Origin of the sequence: Streptomyces sp. 3211.6, assembly GCF_003634815.1 — a bacterium.
Taxonomy (GTDB): Bacteria; Actinomycetota; Actinomycetes; order Streptomycetales; family Streptomycetaceae; genus Streptomyces; species Streptomyces katrae_A.
In genome coordinates this window covers 575900-591555 of the sequence record NZ_RBXC01000001.1, presented here as the reverse complement: position 1 = coordinate 591555, position 15656 = coordinate 575900, and the positions used below count along the sequence as shown (strand labels likewise).

Genomic DNA, 15656 nt, shown 5'->3' with positions numbered 1-15656 from the left:
GCGGGGGTGGATAGGCTGCACACCGTCGGACAACGTCGTCCGGCACGACCGGGGGAGCCGTACACATGGGCGGGGCAGCCGCACTCGAGAAACTGGTGCCGGTCCTGCTGGCCTTCGGCGGCGGGGTCCTGCTCGCCCGCCGCAAGACCGTCCCGGCGGAGGCCTCCAAGGCCTTCTCCGACTACGCCTTCCTCTTCGCGGTCCCCTGCTACCTCTTCGGCAACATCTACGCCGCCGACCTGGGCGCCCTGTTCGACTGGCGGGCCATCGGCGCTTACGCGGCCGCCGCCGCGCTCGCCGTGCTCCTCGTGGTCCTCGGCGCCTCCGCCTTCGGCGTGCGGGAGCCCCGGGCGGTGGCGCTGCGCGTGATGGCCGGGGTCCAGGTCAACACCGCCTACTTCGCCGTCCCCGTCTTCATCACCTTCTTCGGCACGGCCGCCCCGATCTTCCCGGTGCTGCTGTTCCAGGTGTGCGTGCTCTCCCTCGTGGTGATCGCCCTGATGGAACTGGGCCGCGCCGACGGGGGCGGACCCGCGGCCCGCCTCTCCCGGGCCCTGGCCGCCTCCCTGGCCACCCCGCTCGTCCTGGCCTGCAACGCGGGCATCGTGCTCAACCTGCTGTCGGTGCACGTCCCCAAGGTGCTCCTCGACGGCGCCTCGTTCGTCGGCGACAGCGCCTCCCCGGTGGCCCTGTTCGCCCTCGGACTGCACCTCGGCGGAGCGGGCCTGGACGTCCGGGGCACCACCCGCGAGGAGGCCGCCCTGATCGCCTTCAAGTGCCTGGCCTTCCCCCTGCTGGCCTGGGCGGTGTGCGCGGGGCTCTTCGGGGTCCGGGGGCCGTGGCTGGCCTACCTCGTCCTGATCGCCGCGATGCCGACCCCGCAGAACCTCTTCATCTTCGCCCAGCGCTACGACGTCGGGGTCGGCCTCTCCGCCTCGGTCGTGATCAAGAGCTCGGTGGTCTCCCTCCTGCTCCTGCCCCTCTGGCTCCAGACGGTCGCCTCCTAGCGGCGTCCGAGACTCGTTCCCCCCGGGGGCTCCGCTCGTTGTGCCGGGTATGGAGCTGCTGCCGATGATCGCGGCGCCGGGGGTCGGCGAACGGGCCGACGCCGCGGCCGATGCCGCCTGCCACCTCTACGACGCCGTCGCCCCCTGGAGCGCCGGCGGGCCGGGCGGGTGGAGCCGGACCGCCGCCGAGGACGCCGCCGAGACGATCGAGACCACCGCCCACGCCCTCGCGCACGTCCACCCGCGGGCCGAGGTCATCCTGGCGCCGGTGCACGCGGCCCTCGCCGATCTGCGCCGTCAGCTCGAACTGCCCCCGGCCGACCCGCTGAGCGTCGAGGGGGTCCCGGTGACCCCCCGGACGGTCGGCAACCCGCGCCGGACCCGATGGGTGCGGGTGCTCACTCCGCCCGCACCCCGGCGACCGCCGACTGGTACAGCTTCCTGATCTCCGCGCCGAAGTAGGCGCTGTACGAGGTGTCGGCCGTGGGCCCGCCGGTCTCCCAGCCGCCGATCACCCCCACCACGTCCCCGGTCGAGGTGTCCTCGTCGAAGCGGGTGATGAACGGCCCGCCGCTGGTTCCGCCCGGGTAGCCCGTGCAGTCGATCCGCAGGAACGATCCGGGGCTCCCCGGGTCGGTGCTGGTGAACTTGGTCGTCTTGTTGACGCAGGCGCGGGGGCGCGGCGCGGGCGCGGGGTGGCCGATCAGCAGGACCTTGGGGTGGTTGAAGGTGGCCCCGGTGACGAGCCGGTTCCCGCCGACCACGTCCTCGACGTCCTCGCCGTCGGCGTCCGGGCCGACCTGGGCGAAGGCCACGTCGAGGGTGGCGGCCTTCGCGGCGCCCTCGGCGCGGTAGCGGGAGGCGATCCACACCTTGGACTTCCCCGCCGCGTCCCGCAGGACCGGGAACATGCCGTACGGGCGGGGGTTGGCGCGCGTGTACTGCGGTACGAAGGCCACCTGGCGGGTGTCGGTGCCGAGCAGGCAGTGCGCGGCGCTGAGCACCAGGTTCCGTCCGGGGGAGGAGACCACGCTGGCCGTGCAGAAGTAGGCGCCGGCCCCCTGCATGACGAACATCCTGCCGACGACGGGGATCCCGTCGAAGTCCTGCCCCACCCCCGGCGCGGCGGACGGGATCACCGGCGCGGGCAGCGGGGAGGGGGCCGTCGTCGGCGCGGGGACCGCGGGCACCGGGGCGGGCAGGGTGCTCGCCGCCGGCACGGGCAGCGGGACCGCCGACACGGCAGCCGCGGAGGCGGCGGGCCCCGCCGCGGCGGAAGGAGCGGAAGGAGCGGAAGGAGCGGAAGCGGCGGAGGGGGCGGAAGCGGCGGAGGGGGCGGAAGCGGCGGAGGGGGCGGAGGGGGCGGCAGAGGGCGGGGCGGCCGGGGCCGGGGCGGTGCCCTGGACGGGCGCCGGGGCCGGGGCCGGGGTGCCGGGCGCCGGCGGGTCGGGGACGGGGACCGCGGCGGCCATCCGTTCCGGGGTCCAGAACGCGGCGGCCTCCCGCGCGGTCCAGTGCCCGGCCGAGGCCTCGGCGGTCCCGGTCTCCACAGCGGGCAGCGGCCCGCCCGGCAGCAGCAGGGCGGCGGTCGCCGCCGCCAGGGTGAACGTACGCAGCATGTCTCGTTCCTGTTCGTGACGGCCCGGCGGGCCCGGCGGTCGCACGGGTGGGCCGGGGTTTCAGACGGCCTGGGGGAAACGCAGCAGCCGGTCCGGGTCGTAGGCGCGCCGGACCCGCTCCAGGCGGGGGAGGTTCGGCCCGTAGTAGGCCTCGCGCCAGCCGGTCAGCTTCGGGTCGGCGTAGTTCTGGTAGGCCCGGCCGCCCGCCCACGGGCGCAGGGCCCGCCACAGCCCGTCGAGCCAGTCCTGGTGGCGGGCCGCCTCGGCGGCGGTCGCGGACGGCGGCCAGTACGCGAGGTACTGGGCCAGGAAGGCGCTGTCGCGGTGGACGAAGGCGGTGGCGCCGGCAGGCACCCGGTTCACGGCCCCGCCGCACACCCCGTCGAACTGGACCACGCCCAGCCCGCCCGGCGGCACGGCCCGCCCGTACCGTCCGACGGCGTCGAGGACCGCGCCGACCGCCGCCTCCGGCAGCCCGGGCCCGTCCCAGAAGTCGGAGCGGGCCGCGTACGAGTCCCGGCCGAGGAGGCCCCGCGGATCCCGGCCGGGCAGCCGCCCCGGCAGCCGGCACCGCTCGGGTCCGCCGTCGGGACAGCCCGCCATGGCCCGCACGGTGTCCCCGTAACTCCGCACGGTGATCCAGGAGTCCCGCGGCTCCCGCCCCACCAGCCCCGCCAGCCGGGCCAGTTCCCGCTCCAGCTCCGCCCGCCCGTCGAGGCACACCGCCCGGACGGCCAGGACGGCGGCGGAGGAGGCCTCCACCGTGAACTCGGCCTGGCTCCAGAACGGGTCCGGCAGTCCCCCGAGCCAGCTCTGCCAGCCGCGCACCACCGCCGCCGAGTCCGCGCCGGGCCAGTGCAGTTCGGCGAAGGCGGCGTCCCCGACCGGATGGGTGCGCAGCCGGAACTCGGTGACCACCCCGAAGTTGCCGCCCCCGCCGCCGCGCAGCGCCCAGAACAGTTCCGGGTCCCGGTCGGGTCCGGCCTCGCGGACCACCCCGTCGGGGGTGACCACGCGGGCTCCGATGAGCCGGTCGGAGGTGGTGCCGTGGGCCCGGGAGGAGAGGCCCAGGCCGCCGCCGAGGGTGAGTCCGGCGATGCCGACGGAGGGGCACAGCCCGGCGGGGACGCCGAGGCCGCGTCCGGCGAGGGCCGCGTGCACGTCGGCCAGCCGGGCCCCCGCGCCGACGCGCACCTCGTCCCCCTCGACCGCCACCCCGGCCATGGCCCCGGCGTCGACCACCAGCCCTGCCTCCACCGTGGACCAGCCCGCGTAGCCGTGCCCGCCGCCGCGCGGCACCACCGGGGTGGCCGAGCGCCGCGCGAAGTCCAGGCAGACGGCCACGTCACCGGCGTGGGCCGGATAGGCCACGGCTCCGGGGGCCACGGAGTCGAAGCGGGGCTGGAACAGCTGCCGGGCCTCGGCGTAGTCCCCGTCCCCCGGAAGGACCAGCCGCCCGTCCATCGCCCGGGCCAGCGCCCCGAAGTCCGGCCCGCCCGCGGCGCCCGCCAACGGGGTCCGCGCCCGGGCGGGGGAGCCCGCTCCGGCGGCGCCGAGCACGGCGGCGGCCGCCCCCGTGAGGACCCGGCGACGTGTAATCTTCATACTTCCTTCCTGCCACCACCCGCCCCGATCGGGGCGAAGGCGGGCCCGCCGGAGCCGAGTTGTCCCCCGAACGGCGGACACCGCGCGGCCCCCGCCACCCGGGTCGTCTCTTCCGGATCTCGCCGGGCGGCGCGGGCCTGGGGCACCTCCCGGCGGCAGCTGCGGGCGCGAGCTGCCGCCCCGTCAGGACCGCGGCGGCTTGCGGGCCAAGGCGAAGCCCTGCGGCGCCCGCTCCCGTCCGTCCGGCGCCCGGAGCACGCGGGCCACCTCCGCCAGCCCGGCCTCCCCGAGCAGACCGGCGATCAGCCCGGGCGCCGTCCCGTACGCGCCCGGACGGTCGCCGGGGTGCTCCTCCCCGGCGGCCTCGAAGGCGATCAGGGCGTAGCCGCCGGGGGCCAGCACCCGGGCGAACTCGGCGAAGAGGGCGGGAAGTTCCTCCACCCGGCCCTGGGCGGTCCCGTACCAGGAGAGGACCCCGCCCAGCGCCCCGTCCGCCACGTCCAGCGCGGCCATCGGGCCCACCTCGAACCGCAGCCCCGGATACGTCCGCCGGGCCACCGCGACCATCGCCGGGGAGAGGTCGACGCCGAAGGCCCGTACCCCGCGCCGCTCCAGGTACGCCGTCACCCGGCCCGGCCCGCAGCCCACGTCGGCGACCGCCCCGCCCGCACCGCGCGCGTACGCGGCGAACGCGTCCAGCACCGCCCGGTCCAGCGGCCGCACCGGCGGCTCGTCCCGGGGCGGCCCGGCGTGGTCGACGGCGACGCGGGCGGAGGGCGCCGGTACGGCACCGGGGCGCGAGGTGGCTGTCATGCTCCCGCACATTAGCGCCGCCGTGCCGGGTGGTCCCAGGGGCGCCGGCCGGGGCCGGGGCACGACCTGACGTCGCGGCGCTCGCCTTGCGCCGACGGGGCGGACGGCCGCGCCCACCGGTGTCCGCCGCCCCCTTGCCTCACCCCCCGGACAGGGGGCTCGGGAGCTGGGTCCACTGGTCCCCGGGTACGCCCGGGCTGAGCCGCATCAGGGTCAGGGCCTTCACCGGCAGCGGTCCCCGCAGCGCCTGCGCGTCGGCCGTCGGGGGGAGGGCGTCCAGGCCCGCGGCCAGCGCCGCGCCGAAGGCCCGCCGCGAGCCCGCCGTCGCGGCGAGGGCCCCGGCCGCGAGGGAGCCGAACATCTTGCGCCGCAGCACCGTCTCGTCGTCCGTCACCAGCCGGCCCGACAGCGGGGGCACCGGCAGGCCGTGCCGGGCCAGCCGGGCCGGGCTGATCCGGATGTCGGCCAGGTCGCGGTAGACCAGCCGCACCGGGGTGCCGTCGGGGGCCAGGACCACCAGGAGGTTCTGGCCGTGGGCCTCCAGCGCCACCCCGAGCTCCAGCACCCGCAGGCACACCGACAGGGCCAGCCGGGTGAACCGGGCCTGCCACTCCGCCGACCGGGCGAGCCGGGTGCCCGCCAGCGCCGCCACCGGGACCACCCGCTCGCCGGCCCGCGCGTAGTCCTCCGGGGCCTCGCGGAGCACCGCCGCCAGGTCCGGGCTGTAGGCGGTGGCCGCGCCCAGGGTGCGGGTGACGTGCAGGCGGCCGTCCAGCCGCCCGGCCAGCGCGTGCGCGAACTCCGAGACCACGGCGGCCGTCTCGACGGAATAGGCGGAGATGTCCCGCACCGAGGAGGTCAGCCGGGTGCTCAGGGCCGTCTTCACATGGGCGCCGCCCGCCGCCGGGGCGAGGGTGCGCAGGGCCATCAGCGGGTGCGCCGCCGGACCGGCCAGCACCTCCTCGCCCTTGAGCACGTGCTCGGCCTGCCACGGGTGCACCGGGACCAGGATCCGGTCCCCGTCGCGCAGCTCCCGCGGCCAGTCCCCGGAGACCAGGCACTCCCGCGCCCGGACCCGGACCAGCCCGAGCCCGACCAGGGGACCGTGTTCCGGCGCGTAGGCCAGCTGCTCGGCCACCGAGAACCCCGGACGGGAGCGGCAGTTGGGGTGGTAGGGGTGCCCGTCGACCACCCGCTGCTCCCACTCCCAGGTGGTGGCCGGCTCGGCCCGCTCCCCGGGCGGCTGCCCGGCCCGGGACAGGGCGAGGGAGGCGGTGCTGTCGTCCAGTTCGGCCGCGAAGGAGGCGAAGGCGGCCCCCAGCGGGCCGGCCGCGCCGTGCGGCACCCGCAGCGCCGCGACCAGCCGGGCCGCCTGCCGGTACGCCCGTCCGTCCAGCCGCACCTCGGTGACGTGGGCGTCCGTCGCGTACGGGTCCGGGCGCGGCCCCTCCAGCAGGCCGCCCCCGGCCAGCCGCAGCCTCAGCGAGTCCGGCCCCTGCTCCCGGCCCACCACCCAGGGCAGCGGCTCGAAGGCCAGCGCCCGCCAGAGCCGGGTCAGCACGGCGGAGCGCGCGCCGTCCAGCGCGGCCTCGTACGCGGGCCCGAGCCCGGGCCGTACGCCGTCCAGCGCGGCGGCGACCGCGCCCTCGGCGGTACCCGCCGGGGCGGGCCCGGGGGAGGGCGGGGGAACGTGCGTGCTGCCGTCCAGGGTCCTGTTCCTTTCGGATCGCTTCGACCGGGGGGTTTACCCGGTGATCAGGTCATCATCCCGGATACTGAAGATCACGGCCGGTGGTCCCGCACGCGGACCCCGGCGCATCGAAGCTCCGAAGCCCCGAATGGATCCAGTGGACCTCAACGCCGCCGCCGACGCATATGCCGCCGCCCCGCTCCTGAACTGCCTGCTGCGGGAGGTGACCGACGCCCAGGGCGGGCAGGTCCACCGGCTGCGCGGCAGCGGCCGGCTCCTGCGGGTCGGCGGCGGCCGCCGGCCCGCGGACCCCGAGCTGCACACCGCGGCCGGCTGGCACCCGCTCAGCCACGCCGAACTCGTCAAGCTCGCCTCCGACGAGCTGCTGCGCCACACCGGCGTCGCCAACGACGAGCTGCCGGTGGAGATGGCCGACAGCCGTGACACGGTCGCCGCGCTGCTGGCCGCCCGGGCCGGCGCCGAGGTGCCCGAGGACCCCTACGTCCGCTCCGAGCAGGCCCTGCTCATGGGCCACCCCCACCACCCCGCGCCCAAGACCCGGGGCGGCGGCCCCTCCGCCGGGTGGCTGCCGTACGCCCCCGAGGCGCACGCGCGCTTCCCGCTCGTGATGCTGGCCCTGCGCGAGGACCAGGTGGCCGAGGAGGGCGGGGCGGCCGCCCAGGAGGCGGTGGACGCGCTGGCCGGACTCCTCGACGGCCCCCGTCCGCCGGCCGGCTACCGGGCGCTGCCCGCGCACCCCTGGCAGCTCGACCTGGTCGCCGGCCGCCCGGAGGTGTGCGGGGCCCTCGCCGACGGGCGCCTGCTGCGGCTCGGGCCGACCCGGCTGCCGGTGTGGCCCACCGCCTCGATCCGTACCGTGCACGCGTCCGGCCCGGACGCCGACCTGTTCGCGAAGTTCAGCCTCGACGTCCGCATCACCAACGACGTGCGCCGGCTGTGGCGCCACGACCTGCTCAAGCTGCGCCGCACCGACCGCGCCGTGGAGGAGGGCTTCGCGGACCTGCGCCGCCGCACCGGTGCGAGCGCGGTGTGGCTGTGCGACCGCGGCTACCGGACCGCCGCCTTCGCCTTCGAGGAGCTCGCCGTCCTGGTCCGCGACGGGCTGCGCGGGCGGGTGCTGCCGGGGGCGACACCCCTGCTGTGCGCGGCGCTCGCCGAGGGGTTCCCCGGCAGCCCGCTGGAGGGCGCGGCCGATCCGGCGGGGTGGTGGCGGGCGTACCTGCGCCACGTCGTCCCCCCGGTGCTCGACCTGTTCGCGCGGCACGGGATCGTGCTGGAGGCCCACCTGCAGAACTGCCTGGTCGCCGTCGACGGCCGGGGGACGCCCGTGCAGGCCCTGTTCCGGGACGCGGAGGGGGTCAAACTCCCGCAGGACATGCCGCGGGAGGCGGCCTGGGAACGGCTCGTGTACTGCCTGGTCGTCAACCACCTGGCGGAGGTGGCCGCAGCCCTGGCCGAGCACCGCCCGGAGCTGGCCGGCCGGGTGTGGCCGGCGGTGCGCGAGGAGTTCCTGCGCTACGACACCGAGCACGGCCTGCCGGAGATCGCCCGGCTCCTGGACGCCCCCGCGCTTCCGGCCAAGACGAACCTGCTGCTGCGGTGGACCCGCGCGGACGGTGCGGACGCGCGCTACCTGGAACTGCCCAACCCCCTGCGCGGATAGCGGAGGGCGGCGGCGGACCCGGGCGCGGGGCGGGCGGTGCCGGATCCGGCCAAGGTGCGGCGGGGGGCGCGGACCGCATGGAGAAAGGTATAGACCAATGCTAGGTTGGGCGGGCAGACCGCGCAGTCCTTGACCACCCGTCAGAGGAGAAGCCATGCCCTCCCCTTCGCGGGGCGGCGGCCCCGCCGCCATGCCCAAGTACCAGCGGATCGCCGCAGCGCTGCGGGACGAACTCGACCACGCCGCCCGGACCGCCGGAGGCAGACTGCCCTCCGAACGCACCCTCGCCGCCCGCTACGAGGTCAACCGGCAGACCGTCCGGGCCGCCCTCCAGGAGCTGCGGGCCGACGGCCTGGTGGTCACCGGCCGCCGGGGCACCCGGGCCGCCCCGCCGCAGGCGTCCCCGCGGCCGGCCCGGCCCGCCGGCCGGGCGGACGCGCCCCTCTCCCCGTACCCCGCCCCGCCCGCCCGCGGCCCGGCCCGCCCGGCGGCCCGGGCCCGGCTCGGTCTGGTCACCGTGCCGCCCTCCCTCGCGGCCCTGCTCGGCATGCGCGGCGGGGAACGCACGCTGGTCCACCACCACCGCGTGTACGGCGCCGACGGGCGCACCCTCCAGCACACCGTGACCTACCTCTGCCCGGCCGTGGTGGCCCGCACCCCGGAGCTCGCCCCCTACCTGGAACGGCCGTCCGCCGCACGGGAGGAGGACCTGCGGCCGCTGCACCGCTGGCTGGAGCGGGTCACGGCCCGGGGACGCACCGCCGAGACCATCACCATGACCCGGACCAGCCACCCCGCCGCCGCGTCCCCCGCCTGCGGGCTCTCGGTACGCCGCACCGTGCACGACGCCTCCGGCCGGCTGCTCGCCGTCACCGACCTGGCCTTCCCCGCATGGGACCAGGTCACCTTCCACCGGGAACCCGAGGCCATCGCCTTCCGCGTCAGCTGACGGCCCGCCGCGCGCGATCCGGGCGGGCCGGCCGGCCCTCAGCCGGCCGGCACCCGCCAACGCCCGCAAACTACGAGTCGGGCCTGGTGGAGGCCGAACGGAGGAGCAGTTGATCACCAACTGCCCCCCCCACGGCCCGGTTTCCCCGGCCCCGGAGGCTCTGACCTGCCCGAACGCGGGCCGATTCACCCGTGCGCGGGAGGCGCCGCCCATGGCACAGTGCCTGGAGCGCAACCTCCGGAGGGAGCCTCCATGCCTGACCCGCACACCGTGCCGCCGCTGCTGTCGGCCGCGCCCGAGTGCCGGACCGAGCCGGGCCCGCTGCCCGCATGTCCCCGCTGCGCCACCCCGCCGGAGCGGATCTCCTGGCGCCAGCGCCCGGGCGAGCCCGTGGTCCTGCTCTTCGAGCCCTGCGGCCACCGCCACACCTCCCCGGCGCCGCCCCTCCTCGCCGTCACCGCACCTGACCCGCTGCGGCGTTGAGCCCGACGGCCGACGGCCCGCCCGGCGTCACCCCGGGCGCCCCTGACCTCGTATCCTGCACCCGAGCGCTCAGCCGGAGCAGCTCCGACGAGACGAGCCGTGCCGAGCCGTGCGCCGGCCCGGCGGGAACGGGAGAACCCTGATGGACGTGCAGCACTTCGAGCGGATCACCGCGTTCATCGAGGCCCGGCTCACCCCGCTGTTCGACGCGGAGACCGGGAGCGAGCGCGGCTTCGCCATGGACGACACCTCCCGGGCCCTGCGCGCGCTGCGCAACAGCGTGCTGGAGGCCTCCGCCGTCAAGGGGCTCATCGCGACGCGGGAGACGGCCGAGCCGCTGGTGCGCAAGGTCATCGACCAGTCGGTGGAGCACCACTGGGACGTACTGCGCGGCATCGCCCGCCAGTGGGAGGACCACGCCGACTTCCGCAAGGAGTTCAAGCGCCACGCCTGGGAGCTCGACGCGGCCCCCGCCGCCTCGGCCTGAGCACCGCTCTCACCGGCTGGGCGTGCCGCCGATCAGGTAGCCGATCCGGCGCTCGAGCCCGCTCCAGCGCCGGTCGTGCCGGTAGGCCCGCCGCAGCGTCCGGGCCCGCGTCTTCGGTCGCCGGCCGTAGAACCGGCGCGCCCACGGTGAGGCCGGCCGGGCCAGCCGCACCGCAGCGATCAGGGCGATCAGCGGGACCACCACCCCGAACACCGCGAGCCGCGGCTTGCCCTTGAACAGGGCCACCACGGCCAGCATCAGGTTGAACAGCACGGTCAGCACGAGGAACAGGCGGTTCTCCAGCTGGTCCTCGGTCAGACCGTCCACGCCCAGCGGCAGGAACCCGCACAGCAGCAGCCCCGCCAGGGCCGTGGTCATCACCACCACCTCGACGCTGAGCGTGCCCTCCTTGCTCCAGTAGACGTCGCTCAGGTGCAGGATCAGCGCGAACTCGTCCAGCACCAGGCCCGTCCCCATCCCGAACAGCACGGCCGCCACCCACGACCCCCACCCCGCGCGGCCACCCGCGATCGCGGTGAAACCGCCGACGGTCATCAGGATCACCCCGGGCACGCAGTGGTGGACGTGCAGACCCCCCGGGGTGACGTTGCGGAAGGGGCCCTTCCCGGCCCGGATCATCCGGGTGATCACCCGGGTCGCCACGAAGGTCACGACGAACGCCGTCAGGGCCAGGAGCAGGGGCAGCTTCCCCGGCTCCAGGATGTTGCGGTACCACCAGTCGCCCATGCGGTCACCCTCCCGGTGACGGCCGCCCCGCGCACCACGGGGACCGCCGTTCGGGCGCCCCGCGACCGGCGCCGGACCTGACCGCCGCGCCGGATCCGCCCCTCACGCGGGATCCGCCCGCCGCGCCCGCTCAGGCCGCCGCGCCCGCCGGGTCCGCCTCCCGGGCGGCCCCCTCCCGGGCGGCCCGGCGGCGCAGCGCGTCCGCGTCGGTGTCCGCGTCGTACGAGATCAGCTTCGGCAGCAGCGCGGCCAGCAGCGCCACCGACGCCACGCAGGCCAGGCCCCCGCTCCAGAACGCCGGCCGGGTGCCCGTCCAGCCCGCCATCGTGCCCGCCCGCACCTGGCCCAGCTGCGGCCCGACGCTGTACGAGAGCACCTCGATCCCCGCGAGCCGTCCCCGCAGCTCCTCCGGGATCGTCTGGTTCCAGATGGTGGAGCGGCCCAGCGCGCTCAGCATGTCGCCCGCGCCCGCCGCCGCCAGGCACACCAGCACCAGCCAGACGCTGGAGAACCAGCCCGCCGCGGCGATCGCCAGACCCCACGCGGCCGCCCCGGACACCACCAGCAGCCCGTGCCGGCGGACCCGCGAGACCCAGCCGCTGGTCAGCCCCAGCACCAGCGAACCCACCGCGCCCGCCGCGTACATCAGCCCCAGGGCCCACTCGGCGTCGAGCTCGTCCGCGAGGAACGGGAAGATCGTGTTGGGGAACGCGAAGAACATCGCCGCCAGGTCCACGGCGTACGTGCCCAGCAGCACGGGCCGGCTCCACGCGTACCGCGCCCCCTCGGCCATCGACCGCAGCGAGGGCCGCTCCGCGCCGCCCACGGGCGGCGCCGGGCGCAGCCGCGCGCACAAGGCCACCGAGACGGCGAAGCCCACCACGGTCACCGCGTACGCCGAGGCGTAGCCGGCGTACGCGACGACGACGCCGGCCAGCGCCGGTCCGGCGATCGCCCCCGACTGGTAGCGCAGCGCGTTCAGCGCGGCGGCGGCCGTCAGCTGGTCGTGCGGCACGATCCGCGCCATCAGCGAGTCCAGCGCCGGCCGCTGGAGGCCGCTCAGCGCCGACACCCCGGCCGCCACCACGTACAGCGGCCACAGCACCGGGTCCGGCAGCAGCGCGTTCACCAGCAGCACCAGCGCCAGCACCCCGAGCCCGGCCTCCGTCAGCAGGATCAGCCGCCGCCGGTCCACCGCGTCCGCGAGCGCGCCCCCGTACAGCCCGCACACCACCAGCGGTACCAGCTCCACCGCACCCATCGCACCGACCGCCAGCGGCGAGTCCGTCATGTGCTTGATCTGCAGTGGCAGGGCGATCATCGCCATGAACGAGCCGAAGTAGGTGACCGTGCCCTGGAAGAAGAGGAGCCGGAAGTCACGGCTGGAACGCCAGGGGGACAGATCGGGCAGTACGGAGGACAGACGGGAGCTACTCACAACGGGCCATCGTGCGGGCCCGCCTCGCCGTCCGGCAACGCATTTTCCCCCGGACGGGTCAAAACGGCGCCCGGTGCGTGGCACGGCCCGTCCCCGGTGGCAACCATGGGTCATGCCGCCGGTGTCCCCGTTCCTGCGTACGGCAGCGTCCTATGCGTGGCGCCTGCTGGTCGTCGGGGCTGCCGTCTACGCGGTCTTCGTGCTCCTGGGCCGCTTCCACGAGATCGGCGTCGCCCTGTTCCTGGGCCTGGTCATCACCGCGCTGCTGTCACCCCTGTCGCGCCGGCTGGCCCTGCTGGTCCCCCGCTCCCTGGCGGTGGCCGTCAGCCTCCTCGGCAGCGCCGTCGTGCTGCTCGGCGTGTTCGCCCTGGTCGGGGAGGCGGTGGCGGGAGAGAGCGAGACCCTGGTCAGGGAGTTCCGCGAAGGCCTCGTCAGCATCCAGAAATGGCTGGAGCGGCCGCCGTTCCGGCTGAAGTCGGAAGCCCTCACCGACATCCAGTCCCGCATCGGCGCCTACCTCTCTTCCCACCGCTCGACCCTGCTCAGCACGGCCGTCAGCGGCGCCGGGCACGTGGTGCAGGTCCTGACCGTCCTGGCGCTCGCGGTGTTCTCGTCCGTCTTCTTCCTGCACGGCGGCGACCGGCAGTGGGCCTGGTTCTGCGCCCAGCTGCCCGAGGCGGCGCGCGAGCGGGTGGGCGTCGCCGGGCGCGCGGCCTGGCGCACCTTCACCGGCTACACGCACGGCATCGTGCTGGTCGCGGCCACCAACGCGGCCCTCGTCGGACTCGCCCTCTACCTCCTCGGGGTCCCGCTGGCCCTCCCGCTGGCGCTGCTGGAGTTCTTCGCCGCCTTCGTCCCCCTGATCGGCTCCCCGGTCGCGCTCGCGGTCGCCGCGGTGGTCGCGCTGGCGGCGAAGGGGCCGGTCATCGCAGGGGTGGTGATCGCCCTCATCGTGGTGATCGGCCAGATCGAGGGCCATCTGCTGCATCCGCTGGTGATGAGCTGGGCGGTGGCGCTGCACCCGCTGGTCGTGGCCGTCTCCGTGGTCGCGGGGGCCATCGCGGCCGGGGTGGTCGGCGCGGTGGTCGCCGTGCCGCTGGTCTCGGTGACCTGGTCGGTCCGCACCGCACTGCGCGCCCACGCCGCGGCGGCGGCCGCGCCCCTGCCGCCGCCGGAGCCGCCGCCCTTGGCGGGGCCCGGGCCGGACGGCTGAACCGGCGCGACCCGTTTACCGTAGGACGTGGAGGTGGTTGCCATGGCAGAGCGCTCCGGCGGACCGGCGCCGCGGAATCTCGGAGACGACCGGCTGCTGAAGGAACTGGAGACCATCCACCGCACCCGGCACGAGACCCTGCTCCACGGTTCGGACGACGCGCTGGCCACGCATACGCAGCGGCTGAAGGAACTGGAGGACGAATACCTCCGCCGGCACCCGCAGCGCGCCCCCGCCTCGGCCCGCACCCGCGAGGGCGCCCGCGCACGGAAGCCGGGAGAGCAGTAGCCCTCCTGATCCCGGCCCGCGCAGCGGCGAAATCCGGCCCCGCCGGCGTTTGAGGCGCGGGGTCTGGGGCCGTGCCCCCGGGGGCACCGCCCAGCGGTAGCCGGGGGAGGAACGGGCGAAGGCCGGGCAGGGGACCAGCCCCGCGCAGCGGAACCGGGCCTCAGCGGAACGCGGGGGCCGCCGGGGCCGGGCCCAGGGTGGTGGTGCCGGGGGCCGCGCGATGCCCCAGGCCGGTGCGGTAGGCGTCGAGGGCCGCCTCGGTCCGGCCGCCCCTGCGCAGCAGATCCCCCAGCAGCCGGCACAGGTCGGCCAGGTCCCCGCCCGCCCCACTGCGCTCCAGCAGCGCCAGCGCCCGTACGTAGTGCTCCTCCGCCGCCTCCGTGTCCCCCCGCTCCTCGGCGATCAGCCCCAGCAGCCGGTGCGCCCCGCCCGCGTGCACCGCGCCCGGGTCCGAGCCCTCCGCCAGCAGCCCCGACACCAGCTCCGCCGCCTCCTCGTACCGGCCCAGCCGGCGCAGCACGTCCGCCAGCTCCACCTCCACCTGCGCCGTGTACAGCGCGGCCCGCCGGGCCGTGAGCATCTCCCGGGCGATCCGCAGCTCCCGCTCCGCCGCCGCCAGTTCCCCGTGCTGCGCCTGGACGTAGCCCCGCATCCAGTGGCAGTGCGCCAGATCGGTGCGCAGCCGCAGCTGCCGGTAGACGGCCTGGGCCTTGGCCAGTGAGGCGTCGGCGTCCGCCACCCGCCCCTCGGCGAGGAAGGTGCGGGCCACCTGCCGGTGCATCCCCGCCACCAGCGCGGGGTCGGCGACCTGAGGGGCCAGCGCCAGCGCCAGTTCCGCCGCGTGCGCCGCGCGGGCGTGGGCGCCCATGTCGATGTACGGGCCGATCACCGCCGAGTACAGCAGCACCAGCGCCTCGGGGTCGGCGAGCCCGCCCGCGTTGAGGCCGTCGATGGCGGACTCCAGCAGGTAGCAGGCGTACCGCAGCTCACCGGCCAGCAGGTGCGCGACGGCCCGGCCGCGGATCGGCCGGGCCCGGCGGGGGAGCGGTTCGCCGGCCAGCACCTGCTCCGCCGCCTCGAAGTGCCCGGCCGCCTCGGTCAGTTCCCCCGCCTCCAGTGCGCAGTCGCCGAGCCCCAGCAGGGCCTCCGCGCGCTCGTCGGCCAGCCCGTGCCGCTCCGCCTCCGCGAGCAGTCGCCGGAAGTGGCCCGCGGCTTCCCGGGCCGAGCCCGTGGCGAGGGTCCGCTGGGCGTCGGTCAGGGCCAGGCGCAGCTCCGTGCCCAGGGAGGCCGGGCGCCCGGTGGTGAGTTCCTCGTACGAGGTGCCGAGCCGCCCGGCGAGGAACCGCAGCGCCGTCTCCGAGGGCCGCACCTTCCCCGCCTCCAGGGTGGACACGTACGCCGGGGTGTACTCGGGTTCGGCCAACTGCCGCTGGGTCAGCCCGCGCTCGCCGCGCAGCCGCTGCACCCGGCGCCCGATCTCGGACGGTTCGTCCATGAACTCCCCTTGTTGTCCACGAGGTTTCCTCAACTCCCCAGTATCCGGTGGGAGTCATCCATTGCGCACGCCCTCGCGCGCCCCCTAGTTTAAGCAGCCGGTTCAGTCGAGTTAACCGTTCACTTAACCCCCCTCAAC

15 protein-coding genes are annotated in these 15656 nt (G+C 76.4%); 8 read left to right on the top strand and 7 right to left on the bottom strand.

Annotation, left to right across the window (positions count from 1 at the left end):
* Positions 1 to 65: 65 nt before the first annotated feature.
* Entirely contained in the window at positions 66 to 1007 is a 942-nt protein-coding gene (locus BX286_RS02995; protein WP_079431047.1) for an AEC family transporter, read from the top strand.
* A gap of 49 nt (positions 1008 to 1056) precedes the next feature.
* A complete protein-coding gene (locus tag BX286_RS02990) occupies positions 1057 to 1452 on the top strand; it encodes a hypothetical protein (RefSeq protein ID WP_079431048.1) in 396 nt (131 codons plus the stop codon).
* Here the strand turns inward: BX286_RS02990 and BX286_RS36000 are convergent.
* The 4 genes from BX286_RS36000 to BX286_RS02970 all read right to left on the bottom strand — a co-directional run bounded on the left by BX286_RS36000 (position 1406) and on the right by BX286_RS02970 (position 6752).
* Complete coding sequence (locus tag BX286_RS36000) at positions 1406 to 2626, bottom strand: trypsin-like peptidase domain-containing protein (RefSeq protein ID WP_148710248.1); 1221 nt, start codon at positions 2624 to 2626, stop codon at positions 1406 to 1408. The two genes, BX286_RS02990 and BX286_RS36000, sit on opposite strands and share 47 nt — an antisense overlap.
* Positions 2627 to 2686: 60 nt before the next feature.
* Entirely contained in the window at positions 2687 to 4231 is a 1545-nt protein-coding gene (locus BX286_RS02980) for an FAD-binding oxidoreductase (RefSeq protein WP_261993325.1), read from the bottom strand.
* 183 nt (positions 4232 to 4414) lie between these two features.
* Positions 4415 to 5044: a class I SAM-dependent methyltransferase gene (locus BX286_RS02975; RefSeq protein ID WP_100862217.1), complete on the bottom strand. Its 630-nt coding sequence runs from the start codon at positions 5042 to 5044 to the stop codon at positions 4415 to 4417.
* A 139-nt stretch (positions 5045 to 5183) separates the two neighbouring features.
* Complete coding sequence (locus BX286_RS02970) at positions 5184 to 6752, bottom strand: IucA/IucC family siderophore biosynthesis protein (protein ID WP_121014462.1); 1569 nt, start codon at positions 6750 to 6752, stop codon at positions 5184 to 5186.
* 130 nt (positions 6753 to 6882) lie between these two features.
* On the opposite strand from BX286_RS02970, the gene BX286_RS02965 reads away from it, so the two are divergent.
* The 4 genes from BX286_RS02965 to BX286_RS02950 all read left to right on the top strand — a co-directional run bounded on the left by BX286_RS02965 (position 6883) and on the right by BX286_RS02950 (position 10337).
* Positions 6883 to 8418: an IucA/IucC family protein gene (locus BX286_RS02965; protein WP_079431052.1), complete on the top strand. Its 1536-nt coding sequence runs from the start codon at positions 6883 to 6885 to the stop codon at positions 8416 to 8418.
* A gap of 154 nt (positions 8419 to 8572) precedes the next feature.
* On the top strand, positions 8573 to 9367 hold the full coding sequence (locus BX286_RS02960) for a GntR family transcriptional regulator (protein WP_100862214.1): 795 nt from the start codon (positions 8573 to 8575) through the stop codon (positions 9365 to 9367).
* A gap of 252 nt (positions 9368 to 9619) precedes the next feature.
* Complete coding sequence (locus BX286_RS02955; protein WP_079431054.1) at positions 9620 to 9850, top strand: hypothetical protein; 231 nt, start codon at positions 9620 to 9622, stop codon at positions 9848 to 9850.
* Positions 9851 to 9992: 142 nt separating this feature from the next.
* Positions 9993 to 10337 (top strand): hypothetical protein, encoded by a 345-nt coding sequence (locus BX286_RS02950; RefSeq protein WP_079431055.1) that lies wholly within the window; start codon positions 9993 to 9995, stop codon positions 10335 to 10337.
* A 9-nt stretch (positions 10338 to 10346) separates the two neighbouring features.
* Here BX286_RS02950 and BX286_RS02945 read toward each other — a convergent pair whose 3' ends face one another.
* Positions 10347 to 11084 (bottom strand): hypothetical protein, encoded by a 738-nt coding sequence (locus BX286_RS02945; protein ID WP_100862213.1) that lies wholly within the window; start codon positions 11082 to 11084, stop codon positions 10347 to 10349.
* Positions 11085 to 11214: 130 nt separating this feature from the next.
* Positions 11215 to 12522 carry an MFS transporter gene (locus tag BX286_RS02940; protein ID WP_121014461.1) on the bottom strand — a complete coding sequence of 436 codons (1308 nt, stop codon included), beginning with the start codon at positions 12520 to 12522 and terminating at the stop codon, positions 11215 to 11217.
* A gap of 112 nt (positions 12523 to 12634) precedes the next feature.
* On the opposite strand from BX286_RS02940, the gene BX286_RS02935 reads away from it, so the two are divergent.
* Both BX286_RS02935 and BX286_RS02930 read left to right on the top strand, forming a co-directional pair.
* Positions 12635 to 13735, top strand: coding sequence for an AI-2E family transporter (locus BX286_RS02935; protein ID WP_121014460.1), 1101 nt, complete (start codon positions 12635 to 12637; stop codon positions 13733 to 13735).
* A gap of 42 nt (positions 13736 to 13777) precedes the next feature.
* Complete coding sequence (locus BX286_RS02930) at positions 13778 to 14023, top strand: DUF6158 family protein (RefSeq protein WP_079431059.1); 246 nt, start codon at positions 13778 to 13780, stop codon at positions 14021 to 14023.
* Positions 14024 to 14183: 160 nt separating this feature from the next.
* On the opposite strand, the gene BX286_RS02925 is transcribed toward BX286_RS02930, so the two are convergent.
* Positions 14184 to 15518, bottom strand: a complete 1335-nt coding sequence (locus tag BX286_RS02925; RefSeq protein WP_121014459.1) for a tetratricopeptide repeat protein — start codon at positions 15516 to 15518, stop codon at positions 14184 to 14186.
* Between the last annotated feature and the right edge of the window lie 138 nt (positions 15519 to 15656).